Genomic DNA, 18,455 nt, shown 5'->3' on the forward strand with positions numbered 1-18,455 from the left:
ATGTGATTGGATGGAATTGATGCTCGGCACTCAGAAGAATAGAGCAACTAGCCATTGCTGAAGCTTGATGAACAGAATATAGAGATTTCCGAATCTTTGGAAACTAACCTCTTACCCATCACTATGTCAGTAATCCCCATATCTTCGAGAAAGCAACCCTCATTCCTTCGCCTGAAATGCCATTCCTAGAATGAGCAAGCCGGGCCAGTAGAGATAAGTTGCCGCCTCGACGTTTGCACCACTCGTACAAACCACAAGGAGAACAACGATGGTCAATCCTACTTTGGCAGTTTGGCTCTTTTGAGCTTTAATCAACAGATCTGCAAATGTCCACAGCAAAGGAACTAGGAATGCAAAGAACCCGATCGTGCCCCTTAAATAAAGAAGGTCAGGCCATTGATTATGAGTTCCGATCGGAATTCCTTCTGTTGTTTCAGGTCCTCGTTCAGTCACAAAACCATGTCCCCACGTTTGAGCTTCAGTCTCCCATTTATAGAGCGCGATCTCTGCAAGCTTACTTCTAACCTTCTCTGAACCTTGTCGAAAGTTCACAAAGGTTGCTTCATAGAAAGTTCGGGCAGAATCTAGAGCTAGTGTGCCGAATAGACCCAGCAAGAAACTAGCCAATCCCCCTACGAGACGCATATGCCAGGTAAAGTTGGTAAGCAACCAAGTTAGGGCAGGAACAATGACTAGACAAAGGGTTGTCATTCGAGAGAAGGAGAAAATAACCATGATTGCTGCGCCGATCGCACCTGCCCATTTCCACCGTTTATCAGATTCTTGAATTGCTAGAAAGAAAAAGACAGCTCCTACAATTCCCAGGGTATTAGCGAAGGGAGTGAACAAATTGAGACGGAACTCAGCATCCAAGCCGTCACCCGGCGGTAGCCCGAATATCGCAACCGTGTAGACTTGCGGATCTCCTCGGAAGAGATACCACCAAGGGGTCAAATAGGCAGGATAAAAGCTGGCTTTGAAAGCCAAAAAAGCAAGCAGCGCAAAAACAATACTTTGTGCACAGACGATACAAATCGCTCGATACACTAAACGGGGGCGAATAGATGGAAGACAACCTGCGATCGGAAACAGTGCCATTAGTGCCCATGATCTTGACCAGACGATCGTGCTAGAAGCAATCTTTGTCCATCCCAGATCAAAGTCAATATGAGACATGACTACAGTCAGTTCCATGAATAACATACTGATAACCCACACCCAGATTGATAATGGGATGGTGATTCTCTCTTGAGGAGGAGAGTCTTCAGGTTGCTGCCAAAGTTTTACCCCTAAGCGCCCTGCCAATAGCCAGGCAAGTACAGGTATCCAAACATATAGTGCCCCCAGAAAGTTAATTCCATAGGTGCCAATGATGGAGTACCAGACTAGCTTTTCTTCAAGATTCTGAGGTTTAAGCACTTCTAGACTCACTACATACGAAGTTAATTGAAGATAAACGTTACTTTGGAGAACCGTGAGAGCTATAGTTATTAACCAGACATAAATCCGTTCAGTTTGAGCGTCCAAGTACCTAGAGAACCATAATTTCTAACGCTTTAAAGGACAATGAAGCTCCCACTTAATTACATTTCACCAGGTCAAAAGTTTAGTTAAGAGATTTAAGTTGTTAGGAATGAGAATTTAGTGAAGGTTTGCGTATTGATTTTTTAAGGTTGCTGACAAACTCATAGGGCAAAATCTGCATCAAAAACAGCTTAATTGCTAACTTTTGAGTGTGCTTATCCAAGAGAATTTTGGGTTCAAGACGAACTGCTTGCCTCAGCTTTTGACCAGCTTGGCTCACAGCAGCAGCAGTCAGTTCATAGCTGATATATTGTTGAGCAAGATATCGATAAGCACAAGCCAAGCTGAGGTTTTTAAGAGATTGAAACTTTGATGGAACTGTTTGAAAAACTTTCGTGATGTGAGCTATGAGGTCTCTCTCCATTTCGTCCACATTAGACGTTGCTGACTGCGATGAACGTAAGTAGATAATTTGATGCTTTGGCACCACAACAAACGTGCACAGATTCGCTAGCCGTATGTAAAACTCCCAGTCTTCTGCATATCTTAGAGAAGCATGAAAGTTTCCTACAGCCTCGACAAACCGCCTGCGAATCAGAACGTTAGAGCCATTGAGAATGAAGTTTTCAACAAGCAATTGAGGATAGACGTTGCCTTCGTGAAAAACGGGTTCTTGTGTGTATAAAACAGTGCCTTTCTCGTCTACAAAAGTAGTCCAACTATAAGCGACTCCTGCTTCTGGATTCTTTTGTAGAGATTCTAGCTGAAGCTGTAATTTGTCTGGCAGCCATAGATCATCTGCATCAATGAATGAAATGAAATCTCCGCTTGCGTGCTGGATCCCTCGATTGCGAGCGACTGAAACGCCCCCGTTCTGATAGGAGAAAACCTTGAGCCGTGAATCTTGCAGCGTGTTTGCTAAATCAACGGTACGATCGGTTGAGCCATCATCAATCACAATCAGCTCGAAGTCAGAAAAAGTTTGCCCTTGCACTGATTCGAGCGTTGCTAGGATAGTCTTCTCAGAGTTGTATGCGGGAATGATCACAGATACGATCGACATAAATCTTGCCTTCTATTGCGAACGAACTTGCTTATGACGATTGAGTAATGCAGAATTTTATAAGCTTTTAATGAACCTTCATGAAGGTTTCTAACAGGTAATCAAAGGGCTTAGTTTAACGCCTTGATCTCGGACGGAGACAGGACGAGCCGGACACAAAGGAAAGGAAGATTGCCCGAAAGCAGTATTCGTCATCAGTGACTTCCTTTCTAGCTGCAAGTGTAGGCTAGAGCTTAGAAGGATTAGCCTCTGCATCTGGATAAGACCCCAAGTCAATTGCTCTGTTAGACTTTGAATCTCCGATCGGAGATCTAGGGTCTGAATAAGCATTTAATTCCAGGGCTGAAGCTTGTCTAGACATTCCCTTCTTGCGCTTGCGAAACCACAAGCCCAGAATCCCAGTCGATAGGAGAATAGAGCCTAGTGCTGTGCCTACTAACACAAATGTTTTCTTGGGTGAGCTAGGGGTTTCAGGCAAGCTAGGGTCTGAAATGAGTTGAACTTGGGGATAGGAGCCAAATAGCTCTGCCTTACCAAGGTTTAAGCTACCCAACGTTGAAGAGAAAACCGCCTCAGAGATCTGCATGTCTCGCTTCAACCCATCTAGCGCAGAACCATATTGACCCAGCGTCTTAAGCTTTGCTTCTAGTTGAGCGATCTGCCGCTCTAAGGTTGCAGCGCTAGCGCGAAACCCTTGTTCGGCGACTTGGGCAGTGATCACTTCTTGAAAGAGGGTATCGCGTGCGCTGCCCGTCCTCACGTCGTTGGTGCTGGTGCCAAGGTTCAGTTGATCTAAAGTCGCTGGGTTGACCGACCTTCCCAAAAGCGATTGACTACGATCGAGCATCGCGGCTCTAGCGGCTTCTTGCTTTATTCGTTGTTGAACGATCGCTGGGTGGTTGGGTCCTAGTCTAGCGCTCAGAAGATCAGTCTCAGCCGTCGCTGTGCTGTAGTCTTGGAGATTACGGAGAAACAGTTGATCTGAATTTAAGGTAAACGCTTCGGCGGCTTGGGGCGCAGAAATATTTAAATTAGCAGATAGCTGTTTTAACCGGGCACCCGCTTGCTGCTGGTCTGCTAGAACTACGGCTCTTTGCTTACGCAAATCTTCGATCGCGCTAGATAGCTGATCAATCTGGCTATTAGACACTAACCCCGAACGAGCTTTATAGCTAGAAAGACGCTCTTGGGTTGATTCAAGGTTTTGCTGCGAATCTTTTAAGGCTGCCTTGATGCCTTGATTCTTCTCAATCGCCTCTTGCTGTCTCAGTTGAACGAGCCTTGCCTCAAATGCTTGATAGAGCGCGATCGACTTATCTTTAGATTCTTGAGGAGTGCTGCCCTTGACCTCAAACGTCATGAGGGTAGAGCTATCAACAATCTTAACGCGAGGCTCACCAAACTTCTGAACCGTCATGTTCAACTGTTTAGCCGCTTCTGCTAAAACAGACTCGCTTGTCACGATGTACTTATAGTTTTCGCGCGGGTCTTGAGTCTTGATGTCAAAGGGAGAACTGACTTGCGAACTTCCTCCACCGATTTGAGGCAGGTTGACGCTGCTGCTAGAGCGACTAGAAGGCAAAGTGAGCGCCCATTGACTGGTATAAATAGGTTTGGCAACGTTCAGGAACAGAAGAGACAACCCCCAGATAGAAGCATTTGCAACCAGACCTAAGAGCAGATAGCCCTGCCAGTCATTGCGCTCTAGAGAAGGCTCGGAAGGATAGGAGGCTTTTGTTAGCTCATTCATAAGCTTTAACGGAATAACCCTCTTATTATGTTGAAGGGATTAAGGATGTCAGAGATAAAGCGAACAATCCCTGATGTATTCTCGGTTTTAGAGTCGTAGCAGACGATTCCATCTCGCGGCATGAGAAAAGGATTGTTGATATTATCAGTAGAATTTCTTAGAAGGGTCTCGACAGGTTGATCGATGACGGTTGTTTTCCCGGTTGTACGATCGGTCTGCATTAGAGTGACTCGGCGCTTTGCATTGGTGGAGATGTTTCCACCCACACACCCTGCCGAAACGACAGCATTTGAGAAGCGCGTTCCATAGGCTAACTCGGTAGCGCGATTTATCCCCCCGGTTGGGTTGGGGGTCGTCGAGTTTGAGACAAAGATTGGAACAATTAAAGGAGTTAACTGCGAAGGGCGCACCAGATCATTTTGAATCTTCTCTAAACGAGGAACGACCACCTGATCGCCTGCAATCAAAGGAACATCTTGCTCTGACTCGCCAGAAAGCACACCTGATAAATCAACCACTTGGGTTCGACTATTGCGAATCAGGCGAATGTTTTTAATGTCAGCATCTGGCTTAACTCCCCCTGCGGCGCGAATTGCGGCGGTTAGGTAGCGCTCAGGAGGATAGTTGCCCGAAACGGGAATAGTGCCCGCGATCGGAGTCGGGATGCTCACTAGGTTGCCACTCGTGGAGTTAGTTGGCTGGCTGTTAATCAACACTCGACCGGGTTCAAACGTGGCACCTGACACCGTGACCTGAACGGGTGCCCATTGAAAGACCTTGATACTGACTCGCAGTCCGTTTGCTCTAAATAAACCTTTTTCGATGAGGATGCGGCTTAATTGCTGCTCGACTTGAGGAAGCTCTAATCCAGCAGCCGGAACGGGGTCGAGAAAGGGGAATTGCAGAGTTCCGTCAAGGTTGACTTCATATAGACCGCTAATCCGCTGAGATTCTGGGAGATCAGCATCAGCAGGGATGAATAGGCGAAGGCGATCGCCCGGTGAGAGTGGCAGTGCAGATGCAGGGGTCACTTTTAGCAGTGTGACACCGACAGCAAGTAGGAGAATAGCAGACTTATTAAATGACATAGGTCAATCTGACTTGTTGAACCCAACTTTGTTTCATTTCGCTACAGAACTAATCTGTATGCGTCTAAAGTCTACCCATTGGTTGGCTGAAAATATCGGGGCAAATACGTCTATTATTTAGAACTTTTATGCACTCTAACTGGCTTTCTGTGATCTTGCTACAACTCTGGCGTTGAGCTGAAGCCATTCATAGGTAGCAATCATCATTTCTTGCAACATCATGACTGAGCGGGTTCTCGACCAGCTTACCTCTGCTTTTCGCTTTGTGTACAAGGTATAAGTAGGTAGGCACAATTAAACTGAAGACCCTCATTCCCTAACCCCTTCTCCCCAAGGAGAAGGGGAACTAGATTCTGGCTCCCTCTCCTGCGGGAGAGGGCTGGGGTGAGGGCATCTCCCGCATTTTATGTTTAATCAAGTCTGTCTACTTACCAACCCTGGCGCGAGAACAACTGCTGTTCACTGTATATTCGTCTCTGTACATCTGCTGCCTCTTATCACAACAGAATGCCCTTAAAAACACAATTGATTGAAGTTTTCCTCATTAGTTTTTTCCATTCGTAAGAATTTGATAGAAAAGCGATCAAGAGTAGCTTCACGAAAGAAAATCTTCTAGACAGTATTACTTAGAAGAAGATACACACCGTTAAGTATGAGAAGAGGTTAAGGATTATTGCTTAAGAAGGAATGGAAACTGCGGCGTTGCTGAATGCAGATGTGAAATGCCCTCCTCACGAAGTGGGGCGAGAGCTTTGCTCAACCCTTCTCCCTAGGGAGAAAAGAGTCAGAACTCTTGTCCTCTCTCCTTTTGGGAGAGGGCTAGGATGAGGGTAAAATCTGTGCTTCAGCGATCGATTCAGCAGCGCCAAAACTGCTTGTAAATTCTGATGTTAACGATTAGACGACCATCGCGAGCCAGCGCTGAGTCATAACTTTTCAAAAAAAAGGGACGTGAAAAACAACGTCCCTACAGCAATCATTTGGGTGTTAGAAGCGAGTTAATGCAGGCTAGCAGGAGTTATAAAAAGCTCGTCGTAGTCTTCAGAAAGGTTGACCTTAACGTCTGCAAACTCACCTGGGCTAACGGCTGATTCAAGAACAGCAAAGACCCCTCTTGCATAGATTGCGGCTGTCTCCGGCTCAACGTTTCCTCGATCGCAGATGCGCTGGTAAAACTCTTCGATTTTGAAATGACCTCCCCCTTGTCCTTCGCGCCCCCTAAGATATTTCGCAATCTTTTCAGGAAGTTGAGCCGCTAGCTGACTCGCCTCATCACCCACAATTCTTTCTTTCAATGTTTCTAGCGTGATTTGGGTTGCTTTTTCAGCGTCTTCGCGAGAGTCAGTTTGTGTCAAACTTTGCACATATTTGATAAATTCGTCGTATTTCACGTCTTATCTCCTGAATGTTGCAGTTGGTGTTAACGAACACGCTTCTCAATTGTGTAGAGCGGCGAAGCTAATTGTCTCTACCTTGTGTCAGAGAACAGGGGTCAAGAAACTTCTATTTTGGGTTTGACCTGTAATTGGACGGCAATGTCCATCCTGCACACTAAACTCAATATCATTCATTGAACTAGGTCTCAACTAGATAAAATCTGTCTAAAGGCATTAGTAGGAGTGCAAAGGTTAGGAGTTGAAAAGAGCATTCTTGCCAAATCTTGAACTATCTATAGAGGTTGTTTCGCCGAAATTGAGCGAATGTGTACTTATGTGAATAGTAGGGTTTTATCCTGTTAGCTCTTTTAACAGCAGCGACTTGAGACTTCTATTTTTCCAGAAGAAGCAGATTTTAGCGGCAATGCAATATGAATTACGATCGCAGCATTTCGCCCGAATTTTCTAACCAACTGAGAGATGATTTTTGGCAGTTTGGAAATCTTGCCTGGCTGGTTGCGATTGGCGATCGAGTTATCAACAGCGCTGCTGATGGAGTCCTCTCAGCAACTGACATCACTCAACTGTTTACGATCGTCTTTTTGGCAGTCTGTTGGCTAGTTCTAAATCCTAACCTGACAAATGAAGAAGCCCTTTATGAGGCGCTAGAGACGTTTATTCCTCGGTCTGCCCTTCCTAAAATTCAGGTTTCTGTGCCTTCTGCAAAAGAGCTAATTCAAAAATATGGGTATCAGCAGAGTTCACTGTGGCGAGGCTGGAAGACTCATCATGCCGTGATGCCAAACCCTCGAAGTCAGGTGCCTATCATTTTGGTGCATGGGTTTGGCGGCTCGATCGGGCACTGGCGACAAAATATCTCTGAGTTGGCAAAGCATCACAGCGTCTACACGATCGATTTGCTGGGCTTTGGCGCATCTGATAAACCTGATATTGCCTACTCGATCGATCTGTGGGTTGATCAACTTCACGAGTTTTGGCAAACATTTATCGGAACTCCGGTGATTTTAGTCGGCAACTCGATCGGATCACTCACCTGTTTAGCGACCGCCGCTAATCACCCCGATATGGTGCGCGGAGTGGCGATGATCAGTCTGCCTGATACTGCCAGTCACGAAGAGGCGATTCCGTCTGCTCTACGTCCTCTTGTGCGATCGCTGCAAAGAATTTTTGCATCTCCGATCGTGCTCTATCCCCTCTTTTATATTCTCAAACAGCCGTGGATCACGCGTCACTGGGCAAGTCTTGCTTACGCGGGTAGAGATGCTATCAGCGATGAGTTGTTAGAGATTTTGACAAAGCCGACACGAGAGCAAGGATCGGCTCAAGCATTCTGTGCAATCTTAAAAGGAATGATGAGTCCGCAGTTTAGTCCGAGCGTTCAGTCGATTCTCACTCGCATTAACATTCCGTCTCTTTTGCTGTGGGGAAAGCAAGATCGGATGATTCCGTCAGCGTCTGCTCAACAGTTTTTGAGCTATGACGCAGACCTGCAACTCGTCGAACTTGATGCAGCCGGACATTGTGCTCACGATGAATGTCCAGAGCGAGTCAACACTGAATTAATTCAATGGATTCAGACCCAAGTGTTAGGAGACGATCGCGGCTAGACCGCCTGCAAAAGTTTCTGCCCTCACCCCTCTCTCAAGTTTGGGAGAGGGACTTTGAAATCTGGCTCCTCTGCTCCCAAATTTGGGAGAAGGGGTTGGGGGATGAGGGCATCTTCGGGCTTTTGCAAGAAGTTTACTCATGGGGTGAGCGACTCTAGAAGAAGTTTAAGAGACAGAACCCGAAGTGAATGGTAAATAGTAGATAGTAAAAGGTGGCTTCAACGCGCTCTTTACGATCGGCTATCTACATCGGAGCAAGTCATGGATATTCAAGCGGCAGTTGCCTTCACAGCCGGAAACCCTCTCAGCCTAGAAACGGTTAAACTCGAACCGCCTCAAGCCGGAGAAGTGTTAGTCGAAATCAAAGCAACCGGAGTCTGCCACACAGATGCTTACACCCTGTCAGGAGCCGACCCAGAAGGACTCTTCCCGGCGATCTTAGGACACGAAGGTGCGGGGATTGTCGTCGAAATTGGGTCAGGCGTGACCAGCGTTAAACCCGGCGATCATGTGATTCCGCTCTACACGCCAGAGTGCCGCAACTGTGAATATTGCTTGAGTCAAAAAACCAATCTGTGTCAGGCAATCCGATCGACTCAAGGGCGCGGCATGATGCCAAATGGAACGAGTCGGTTCTCGCTCAACGGCACAATGATTCATCATTACATGGGCACTTCGACCTTTGCGAACTACACCGTTTTGCCCGAAATCGCTGTTGCCAAAATCAGAAAAGACGCGCCGTTTGAAAAAGTTTGTCTGATTGGGTGCGGAGTTACCACCGGACTCGGAGCCGTTGTCAACACTGCCAAAGTAGAGCCAGGGGCAAACGTCGTTGTTTTTGGTCTGGGTGGCGTTGGCTTAAACGTAGTTCAGGCAGCAAGAATGGTGGGAGCCAATATGATCATCGGAGTCGATCTCAATCCTGCTAAACGTGCCCTCGCTGAGAAACTTGGCATGACTCACTTCGTTAACCCTAAAGAGATCGACGGAGATTTAGTGCCCTATCTCGTCGAGTTAACAAAAGGTGGAGCCGACTATAGTTTTGAGTGCATTGGCAATGTCAATGTGATGCGTCAAGCGTTGGAGTGTTGTCATAAAGGCTGGGGCGTGAGTGTGGTAGTCGGCGTTGCAGGAGCAGGACAAGAAATCAGCACCCGACCGTTTCAACTCGTGACAGGGCGTGTTTGGAAAGGAAGCGCATTTGGAGGAGCAAGAGGACGATCGGACGTTCCTAAAATTGTCGATTGGTATATGGATGGCAAAATCAACATCGATGATTTAGTCACAAAAGTAATGCCGATCGCGCAAATTAACGAAGCCTTTGATTTAATGCACCGAGGCGAAGTGATTCGCGCCGTTCTAACCTTTTAAACGTTATGAAACTTCTAAATGAAAGTCTTTGTTTCGGCGGCAAAGTTGGCTTCTATAGCCACTCATCCGCCGTTTGCAATAGCGAAATGAGATTTGCAGTCTATCAGCCACCCCAAGCAAAATTACACCCCGTTCCTGTGCTTTACTTTCTCTCTGGTCTCACCTGCACCGAAGAGAACTTTATGGTCAAAGCTGGCGCACAGCAGTTTGCCGCCCAACATGGACTGATGATCGTCGCTCCTGATACGAGTCCTCGCAAGACTGGAGCGCCCGACGAAGATAAAGACTGGGATTTGGGCACCGGGGCAGGATTTTATGTGGACGCGATCGAGCAACCCTGGCGCGATCACTACCAAATGTACAGTTATGTTATCGATGAATTACCCGCACTGATCCACCAAAACTTTCCGGTGAACCCTGACAAGCAGGGAATCTTGGGTCACTCAATGGGCGGACATGGGGCGTTAGTTTGTGCGCTGCGAAACCCCGATCTCTATCAGTCTGTCTCGGCGTTTGCTCCGATCGTGGCTCCGATGCAGTGTGCGTGGGGTCAAAAAGCGTTTTCCAACTATCTCGGCTCCGACCAAACGCGATGGCGTGATTATGATGCGACTGAGCTGATTCAGAAAGCTAAGTTTCACTCATCAATCCTGATTGATCAGGGAACGAGTGATCCATTTCTCACCACTCAACTCTTTCCAGAAAGGTTTGAAAAAGCCTGTGCTGAAATGGGACAAGCGCTAAGTCTGAGAATGCAACCGGGTTATGACCACAGTTATTATTTCATTGCCACGTTTATCGAAGATCACATTCGTCATCATGCCAGCATTTTGTGCAGCCAATAATTAGCCCAACGGCAAAAGAGTTAAGTTTAGCCATAACTGAGATCCTGCACCTGATCAAAACCTCCCGTTCATAGCATCTAATCACCCTGAACTGAAGTTCGGGGCGGGTTGTCGGGCTGACTGAGAATGCTGCAAGATCTCAGATAAACCCTCTAATTACGACACCGCCCAAAGTCAGAACTTCTAGCGGGTTGAGCAAAATCCACCTACACGAGTTAACTTTAAATTGCGCCTACTGAGTAGTGCCTGGAAGATTGTTATCAACTATCCTAAATCGCTCATCCTCTCTCTACTGTTTTTCTCTGAGAGATGCCGATATCTCTATTCTTTTCAGTCAAGAGCAGTCGCTGATTTTAGGGCAGAATTAACAGCAGTGTTTGACAGTTTTAGCGGAATTTTCCCTGATGCTAGACCTTTTCAGAGCATTCTTAGCGTCGCATAGCTTTTTCTCGGCAATAGTGCGCCGATTTATGACGAAGAGAGGCGATTCCTCTCTACTCAAATCTAGCAGCGCAACGTGTTCTGACTCTGACGATCGGACTAGCAAACAGGCTCACGATCGCAGACTGGCTGAAGACTCTAAGCATCGATATTCGGCTCAACTCCGGCAGGCGCTAGAATTTGAATCTTTGCTGAAGCGAATCACAGACAAGGTGCGCGATAGCTTAGATGAGACGCAGATTCTTCAGACGACGGTTGAAGAAGTGGGTTTGGGCTTGGGCGTGAAGCGCTGTCAGGTTGTCCTTTATCAGTTGGAGCAAGACACCGCCACCCTTCAATATGAATATTCCGAGTCCTTTTTGTCTTTGCAGGGGACGGTTTTGCCCATGTCTGCATCCCCGATTCTCTATCGTCAGTTGTTGCAGGGAGAGCACTTTCAACTGGGTCTCGTTTCTCCTGACCCAATTCAAGGGCGAGTGACGACGCTATTTTGCCCGATCGCTGACGAGCAGGGAGTATTGGGAGATCTGCGTCTGGTGATTGACCGAGACTATGTGTTTGGAGAACTAGAGCTGCGATTATCTCAACAGATTACCAATCAGTGTGCAACCGCCATTCGTCAGGCACGGTTATATCGCACGTCTCGATCGCAGGTAGAAGAACTAGAGCGGCTGAATCGACTCAAAGACGACTTTCTCAGCACGGTTTCTCACGAGTTGCGAAGCCCGATGGCGACGATGAAGATGGCAATTCAGATGTTAGAGATCATGCTGCCGCAAGCCCAAATGCTGCCCATTCATGAAAAGCTGGGTCAGTATGTGCAGATTCTGCAAACAGAATGTAACCGTGAGATTGAGCTAATCAACGATTTGCTGGATCTCGCTCGACTAGACGCGACGATTCAGCCTCTAAACCAAGACTCGATCGCTCTTTCCCACTGGATTCCAGCGGTTGCTCACAGCTTTGAGTTGCAGATACGCGCACAGGGGCAGGTGCTGATCGTTGACGTGCCGCCCAACCTGCCGACGATAATGACGGATGAGTCTTGCTTAAAGCGAATTTTGACAGAGCTACTAAACAACGCCTATAAATACACTCCTCTCGGCGGCACCATTCTTGTCAGGGTTCTAACGATCGGTGCCATGATTCACATCAGCGTCTGCAACACGGGAATCATGATCTCAGACGCTGAACTGCCATACATCTTTGACAAATTTTATCGCATCCCTAATCAGAATCCCTGGAAACACGCCGGGACAGGATTGGGGTTGGCACTCGTTAAAAAGCTAGTGCAGCGGCTCGATGGAACGATTGAAGTAAGAAGCTGCACTAATCAAACGCAGTTCATCCTTCAGTTTCCTCTGCAAGGTGACGAACAGGCAACTATGGAATTTCCAGCAAACTCAGGAACCTGAGAACTGAGCCAGAGTAGAATGTTTTGAGTTGAAAGCTGCTCCTATCGCACTACGAAACTGGGCGTTGCTGAAGGTATGAATTGCCCTCGCCCCCAATCCCTCTCTCCAAGGAGAGGCAGGGTGGTTTCATTGTCATTGAAGAAAACTCAAAAGTATTGAAAACTCGTTCCCTCTTGTCACAGCGTTGCTCCAATGGGAACGAAGCGATAAGCCTTTCAGAATTCCTCCGGCGACAATGAAACCACCTTGCCTCTCCTTTTGGGAGAGGGCTAGGGTGAGGGTAAAATCTTTGCTTCATTGATCGATGAAGCAATGCCCAATTTAGACCTTAGATTAAATTCTACGATCGCTCATCACCATTCGCTCACCCACACGAGCCGCCGCCTTGCGTTGGCTACCGTTGGTCTGCCCATTTTGAGGAGGCAGAGAGGCGTTGAGAATTTCTAAATTGAGTCGATAGCCGACATTCCGCACCGTTTGAATGAGATTGGGCTGTCGAGGGTCTAACTCTACTTTCTTGCGAAGAGAGAGGACGTGAGTGTCAACCGTGCGAGGATTGTCGATCGCGTCGGGCCATGCTCGCTGCAACAAGTCTTGACGGCTCAGCGGTGCACCTCCTGTCTGTGCCAAAACATAGAGCAAGCTGAACTCTTGAGGAGTCAACTCAATCAACTCTCCCTTAAATCTGACGCGACGATGCACCAGATCGATTTTGAGGTCACCATAGTCGAGATAAGCCGGGGGAGACGCTAGACGAGTTCGCCGCGTTAGTGCCTCGACTCTCGCTAAAAATTCCTGCATCCCAAATGGCTTGGTCAGATAATCATCTGCGCCAGCCCTCAACCCCTCAACGATATCGGGTTCCGTCGTCCGAGCAGAAAGCATGAGAATCATTGCCTGCTGCTGTTGACGCAGCCAGCGACAAAACTCAACGCCATCTCCATCAGGCAATTCTGAATCGAGGATCACCAGGTTAGGTTGTCGGACTAAAAAGACCTCTCGCGCTTGATGCAGATCTGCCGACTGGTGTACGTGGTGTCCTGCCTGCTGTAAGTGCCACCCAAGTAGCGATCGCAGGTGCGGGTTTCCTTCAATGATTTGAACGTTTACGGCTCCCACGGGGGCTGGCTTTCCTGAGACTGCTTACACCTAACAATACCAAACCCCTTGGAATGGGTTTGTAACGACTGCTACCCCAAGTTCTCTGGCTTTCGATCAGCCAAAATTAGACTTTGAATAGGGACGATCGTGCCCAACCCTCATCCAGAGATATCAACACAAAGATAGGGAGGGATGCAGAGGGTTGATGTTAAGATCGTTTACATAGTTCAGTGTAGTTAAACTACGCCTGTGTATCAAGCTGTCCACCTTGTAACGTTTCTACTCATAAGGCTGTTCACGATTTAGCGAGACACTATGCTTCAAGATACGCTCACGATTCGCTACTACCAGAGACTCACAGACGGTTTGGTGGGTTTATGGAACCGGGGATACCGTTTCGACGATATGCGCCTCTATCTCGATGGCTACCTCTCCGCACTGAGACACACTAACGGCTTAGAGCCTTATCAGGTTAATCGCCTTGAAGAAGAAATGACTCGCTTCCTCTACGACTCCTCTAACTTTGAGAGTCCGGTTGAGCCTGAACGAGATTATCGCTAAATTAAAGTAAGGGTGCGTTGCTAGACGTGCCCTTCTTGCGTTTAGAGCGGTCAAAAAAAGGGCAGCAGGTCTTTCTGTTGCCCTCAAACGATGAAGCTAGCGCTAGATTCAGGAAGCCATCACCACTTCAACCATTTGCTGAAGTTCGCCTTTTTGATATAGCTCGATCAGAATGTCAGAGCCACCCAAAAATTCGCCGTTGATATAAACCTGGGGAATAGTGGGCCAGCTTGAATATTCTTTGATGCCCTGACGGACTTCAGGATCTGCCAAAACATCAACGGTTTCGTAGGGCACGCCCAACGTGTTGAGAATCTGCACCACGTTGTTAGAAAACCCGCACTGGGGCATGAGTTTGGTGCCCTTCATGAAGACCATAATTTTGTTGTCGTTGATCAGACTGCCGATACGATCGTGGGTTGCTTCTGTCATGATGTGCTCTCTAACGAATTTATAAACAACTAAACGGTTACTGAGTGGTTGCCCACTCTTCAGGGGTGTAAGTGTTGAGCGCCAAGGCGTGAATGGCTTCTGATGCCATCGCTTGCTGCACGGCACCATAGACGAGTTGATGCTGTTGCACCCGCCGCTTTCCTTCAAACAAAGACGAGACGACTGTTACCTGATAGTGATCTCCACCCCCGGTAAGGTCTTGAACCTGCACCTGGGCATCAGGCAATCCAGCCTTGATCAATCCTTCAACCTGATCCGGGCTAATCATCCGTTCTCCTGTGAGTATTGCAAACTCTATTCTTTCATTCTAGCGGTCGTTGGTTATTCCTCTCAAGGAGTGCTTACCACGCGCCTTGCAAAGTCTCGAATTACCTGCAAATTTTCTGGCTTGTCAAACTCAGGATCTCTATGATTGTGCCCCGCATGGGGGATCAGCAGCAGTTGCCTGGGCTGGGGTACGGCTTCATAGAGGGCTTTGCCGATCGAGACCGGGATCAATTTATCCTCCACGCCATGAATAAAGAGAGACGGCATTTTCAGCGATCGGACTTTCTCAACGGAGTCGAATTTTTGAGTGAGGATTAACTCGATCGGAAACAGCCGAAACTTCCAATCTTACTCTGCCACTTGCTGAATAGGGTGACTTCTAAGAAACACACTCTGAATGACAAGGATAATAGAAGAGATGAAACGGGGTGTTTCTTACTTTTCCCAGGAGTGGAGTACCGTTCCTTAGAAACTGAGATCTTGCACCAGATGAAAACTTCCTCGTTTCTAGCATTCACCCGACCGTGATTTTCAATCACGGTCTAACGGTGCGAAGTCTCCTCAAGGGACTGAAAGAAGGATTGAGGCAATTCAGTCCATTTCAATGGACTTCGCAAGGCTAGCCCGGAATTCCATTCACGGGCGGGAGACAATCGTAGTGGAGAGGCTGGTGCAAAGATCTTAGGAGACAAATCGTGAGATAGGCGATCGCCAAGAATTTCCCAACAGTCCACAGCAATCGAAACCCTCGTGAGCGTGGGATTTTCAACTCTTAATAATATCCTGATTAACGGAGTCGCTTTTGCCAGTCGGCGATCGCTTTTTGCGCCTCGGCAGACACTTGAGCGCGACCTTCAGGAACCAGTTGAGCCGCCGCGATCGCTTGCTTATAAGACTTATCTGCTGCCCGTGTTTTAGCAATCTCTAATATGTTGCGGCTCCAGCGATCGATATCCACTTGAGCTTGAGCATAGAGCGGATCACTTGCCGGAATCTGACTGGCACGCTCGATCGCTTTACTCGCCTCAGACGCGGAAGTCGGCTTAATCAATCCTCTGGCTTCGTTGAGAATCGTTTGACTGTCTTTAGGAACTGGAGTCGTCGGAGATGGCTTGGTCGTGGGTAGCTTGGTTGAGTTGGGCACGATCGCCTGATTGGGTTTAGGGGTTGTCACCATCTCAGAAGGAGGAACGACCGGCTGAGAATTGGTTGCCGATTTCTGTCCCCAAAATGCTGACCAATTGCGAACAAACACCCCGCCCAAAAGCAGCAGCAAAATCGCTCCGCCGCCCAATAAAAGCCGTTCCCAAAACATTTGATCCTCTGCGTCTGTCTTTGGTGCAGGACGGGCGATCGGAGGCGAGACAGGTTTTGGAATTTGCGGAACTGGCGCAGCGCTGGGTTCGGCGTAATCAACGGGCACTTCTGGTTTTGACTCATTGAACGGTGGCTCAACCCCTATTGAGGGGGCGACGGGCTGCGAATAGTCAGGAGGCAAGTCACAAAGGTTGGGCTGCAAGTCTGGTAAGAGGTCAGTCTCATGATCTGCCACGTCAAACAAGTCATCCTCCATCTCAAACGGATTTGCCTCGCCCTGAGTCCACGAGTCTGCCTTTGTCCAATTAACTGAAGTGATCACCAAGTTGAGTTGGTCTAGAGACGCAAGGGCGATCACAGGGTCTTGAACGGGGCGATCGTTATGCTCACACAATTCTGGCAGACGGCTTTTGAGAAACTCTTCCAAATTCGCCAGCGTTGAGCATCGGTGAGCGCGCAATCCTTCTAGCAGGGCGGCTGTAAACAAGCCGTGACCCAGCTCTACTGCCTCATGAGAAAACTGTTCAGGTTTGCTTGCCAAAATGGTTGAGATGCGAGTTTCACGGGCAAGCTCTGCAATGTGAATTCCTACCTTCTCGCCCAAAAAAGCGGCTTGGCTGTGGTTAATATCCATCAGCACCAAAATGTCTTGGGTCGGCAGCGCTTTGAGACTGTCAAACAGCGATCGTACAGGCACTCCCATAGTCGCGATGTCTGCGGGATTAGCTTCGATCGGCAGCAGATAATCCTGCCCCTTCCAGCAGACTCCATAGCCGCTAAAAAACACCCAAACCAAATCTCCCGGCTGAATCAGTTCTCGACCAAAGTAGTCAAACCAGCCCTCAAGATTGCCGCGACTGGGGTAGGTCGATCGTCCGGTCACTGACGGAGAGGTGTCTGTGAAAAGAATGCAGCGATTGGGCAAAAACCCGGCTTCAGTGACCAAACATTCACACAGCGCCTGGGCATCTTGCTGGGCAAATTTTAAGGGCTGAAGAAATTGATAGTAGTTAATTCCGACTGCGATCGCCCAGTGGTTGACCATTCCAGACACCTCAAATGAATTAAATCGATAGGATTAACTTTAAACAGTTTGATTTACCTCTATAAAAAGAGTGAGCCGAACTGCATAACTGCTGACATGATAGAAAAAATCTCTTTTCTAGAACTAACATTAAAGACCAAGTTATCAATTTTGGATTAGAGGATGTTTGAGCGTTTCATCCAGCAAAATTAGAGGAAATTAGAATGTCTACCGGTCGCCACCTACCACAGCCTCATCGATTTGTCAAGCCAAGACTCACCGCGATCGGATTTGCTGCGGTGCTAGGAATAGCCGGTGGCATTTGGGTTTCTGAAGGGGCGATCGCGCCGCAAGTCGTTCAAGCTTACACGACTAGGGTGGATGTGGCACTCGATCGCTTGCCCAATGAGAGCTATGATGCTCTGATTCGGAGAGCCGATATTGTCGCTAGAGCGGCGGCGCAACGCAGCTTCGATCGAGACATTCTCACCAGCGAAGTGTCGGTGATCGTGATCGGGCGCAATCAGGGATCTGAGACTCCTATTTTGACTCTGGATGTCAGCCGAGTGCAGTGGAGCAGCCGCCCAGATACGAGACGTTGGGCAACTTATTACAAAACGTCGGCGGCGCTGTTGGGGTTTGAGCAACTGTCTCCAGTTCCGGTGACGGTGGCTGCTCCACCCACTCCAGTTCCGGTTGTGACTCCGGCTCCCGTACAGCCTTCTAATAACACGCCCAGCCAGACCACGCCTAACCCCCCAACGCAGCAACCAAGCCAACAAAATGAGGCTGACCCTCAAGATCAGCAGCGATAAATCTTGCGGCGATCGGCTTAGCGATCTGTCGTAAAGATGACCAAAATCCCGATCGCTTGTCTGCGTTTAAGCCGTTTTCTGGGTGTCACCTTGCTCAATATGATGGCGCAAGACTGAATTAATCAGTGTCTTGTATTCTTCGTCTTGCGATTGAAACCATGCCATCACATCCGAGTCAAGCTGAACTAAATTCCTCGCTTGCGTCGCCGGAACTCTCAGCACTGCCTTCTCAAAAAACTCATCGTCAAAGGCGGAATATTAGAATAATCAATGCCTTCATCTAATGTCGATTCCAATGCTGCCCAGTTAGTACGAGAGGTATAGCCGTTGCCAGTTAGGTTAGGACATACTATAGAAGTTGAGACCCTCAAATGAGCGATGCCAGCCCCCTACAGCGATGACCTCCGACAAAAAGT

17 protein-coding genes are annotated in these 18,455 nt (G+C 48.0%); 7 read left to right on the forward strand and 10 right to left on the reverse strand.

Annotated elements, in window-relative coordinates; all coding sequences use genetic code 11:
• Window positions 1–159: 159 nt before the first annotated feature.
• From A8707_RS15545 to A8707_RS15565, 5 genes are all read right to left on the reverse strand, one after another.
• The gene (locus tag A8707_RS15545) at window positions 160–1,419 is read right to left on the reverse strand and encodes an O-antigen ligase family protein (protein WP_156518615.1); all 1,260 of its coding nucleotides are present in this window, start codon (window positions 1,417–1,419) and stop codon (window positions 160–162) included.
• Between the two features lie 208 nt (window positions 1,420–1,627).
• Complete coding sequence (locus A8707_RS15550) at window positions 1,628–2,587, reverse strand: glycosyltransferase family 2 protein (protein ID WP_068818161.1); 960 nt, start codon at window positions 2,585–2,587, stop codon at window positions 1,628–1,630.
• A gap of 226 nt (window positions 2,588–2,813) precedes the next feature.
• Window positions 2,814–4,337, reverse strand: a complete 1,524-nt coding sequence (locus A8707_RS15555) for a GumC family protein (RefSeq protein ID WP_068818162.1) — start codon at window positions 4,335–4,337, stop codon at window positions 2,814–2,816.
• Between the two features lie 5 nt (window positions 4,338–4,342).
• Window positions 4,343–5,425, reverse strand: a complete 1,083-nt coding sequence (locus tag A8707_RS15560; protein WP_068818163.1) for a polysaccharide biosynthesis/export family protein — start codon at window positions 5,423–5,425, stop codon at window positions 4,343–4,345.
• 998 nt (window positions 5,426–6,423) lie between these two features.
• Window positions 6,424–6,816, reverse strand: a complete 393-nt coding sequence (locus A8707_RS15565; protein WP_068818164.1) for a DUF2267 domain-containing protein — start codon at window positions 6,814–6,816, stop codon at window positions 6,424–6,426.
• A gap of 416 nt (window positions 6,817–7,232) precedes the next feature.
• Between A8707_RS15565 and A8707_RS15570 the strand changes: the two genes are divergently transcribed.
• From A8707_RS15570 to A8707_RS15585, 4 genes are all read left to right on the forward strand, one after another.
• Window positions 7,233–8,429 carry an alpha/beta fold hydrolase gene (locus tag A8707_RS15570; RefSeq protein ID WP_082906378.1) on the forward strand — a complete coding sequence of 399 codons (1,197 nt, stop codon included), beginning with the start codon at window positions 7,233–7,235 and terminating at the stop codon, window positions 8,427–8,429.
• Window positions 8,430–8,690: 261 nt separating this feature from the next.
• Window positions 8,691–9,800, forward strand: a complete 1,110-nt coding sequence (locus A8707_RS15575; protein ID WP_068818165.1) for an S-(hydroxymethyl)glutathione dehydrogenase/class III alcohol dehydrogenase — start codon at window positions 8,691–8,693, stop codon at window positions 9,798–9,800.
• A gap of 5 nt (window positions 9,801–9,805) precedes the next feature.
• The gene (fghA, locus tag A8707_RS15580; protein WP_068818166.1) at window positions 9,806–10,645 is read left to right on the forward strand and encodes an S-formylglutathione hydrolase; all 840 of its coding nucleotides are present in this window, start codon (window positions 9,806–9,808) and stop codon (window positions 10,643–10,645) included.
• Between the two features lie 470 nt (window positions 10,646–11,115).
• Window positions 11,116–12,501, forward strand: a complete 1,386-nt coding sequence (locus A8707_RS15585; protein ID WP_068818167.1) for a GAF domain-containing sensor histidine kinase — start codon at window positions 11,116–11,118, stop codon at window positions 12,499–12,501.
• Between the two features lie 333 nt (window positions 12,502–12,834).
• Here the strand turns inward: A8707_RS15585 and A8707_RS15590 are convergent, their stop codons facing one another.
• Window positions 12,835–13,620 carry a response regulator transcription factor gene (locus tag A8707_RS15590; protein ID WP_068818168.1) on the reverse strand — a complete coding sequence of 262 codons (786 nt, stop codon included), beginning with the start codon at window positions 13,618–13,620 and terminating at the stop codon, window positions 12,835–12,837.
• A 297-nt stretch (window positions 13,621–13,917) separates the two neighbouring features.
• Here A8707_RS15590 and A8707_RS15595 point away from each other — a divergent pair, with 297 nt between their 5' ends.
• Window positions 13,918–14,163, forward strand: coding sequence for a DUF6761 family protein (locus tag A8707_RS15595; RefSeq protein ID WP_068818169.1), 246 nt, complete (start codon window positions 13,918–13,920; stop codon window positions 14,161–14,163).
• A 108-nt stretch (window positions 14,164–14,271) separates the two neighbouring features.
• On the opposite strand, the gene grxD is transcribed toward A8707_RS15595, so the two are convergent.
• Together grxD and A8707_RS15605 are read right to left on the reverse strand one after the other, a co-directional pair.
• Entirely contained in the window at window positions 14,272–14,595 is a 324-nt protein-coding gene (gene grxD / locus A8707_RS15600) for a Grx4 family monothiol glutaredoxin (protein ID WP_068818170.1), read from the reverse strand.
• A gap of 37 nt (window positions 14,596–14,632) precedes the next feature.
• Window positions 14,633–14,884, reverse strand: a complete 252-nt coding sequence (locus A8707_RS15605) for a BolA family protein (protein ID WP_068818171.1) — start codon at window positions 14,882–14,884, stop codon at window positions 14,633–14,635.
• A 140-nt stretch (window positions 14,885–15,024) separates the two neighbouring features.
• On the opposite strand from A8707_RS15605, the gene A8707_RS28235 reads away from it, so the two are divergent.
• Entirely contained in the window at window positions 15,025–15,201 is a 177-nt protein-coding gene (locus A8707_RS28235; protein WP_156518617.1) for a hypothetical protein, read from the forward strand.
• A gap of 469 nt (window positions 15,202–15,670) precedes the next feature.
• Here the strand turns inward: A8707_RS28235 and A8707_RS15610 are convergent, their stop codons facing one another.
• Entirely contained in the window at window positions 15,671–17,245 is a 1,575-nt protein-coding gene (locus A8707_RS15610) for a caspase family protein (protein ID WP_068818172.1), read from the reverse strand.
• A gap of 203 nt (window positions 17,246–17,448) precedes the next feature.
• On the opposite strand from A8707_RS15610, the gene A8707_RS15615 reads away from it, so the two are divergent.
• Complete coding sequence (locus tag A8707_RS15615) at window positions 17,449–18,039, forward strand: hypothetical protein (protein WP_068818173.1); 591 nt, start codon at window positions 17,449–17,451, stop codon at window positions 18,037–18,039.
• 66 nt (window positions 18,040–18,105) lie between these two features.
• Here A8707_RS15615 and A8707_RS29765 read toward each other — a convergent pair whose 3' ends face one another.
• On the reverse strand, window positions 18,106–18,261 hold the full coding sequence (locus A8707_RS29765; RefSeq protein WP_082906380.1) for a BrnA antitoxin family protein: 156 nt from the start codon (window positions 18,259–18,261) through the stop codon (window positions 18,106–18,108).
• Window positions 18,262–18,455: the final 194 nt, after the last annotated feature.

The sequence above is a fragment of the Phormidesmis priestleyi BC1401 genome (genome assembly GCF_001650195.1).
GTDB lineage: Bacteria > Cyanobacteriota > Cyanobacteriia > Leptolyngbyales > Leptolyngbyaceae > Phormidesmis_A > Phormidesmis_A priestleyi_B.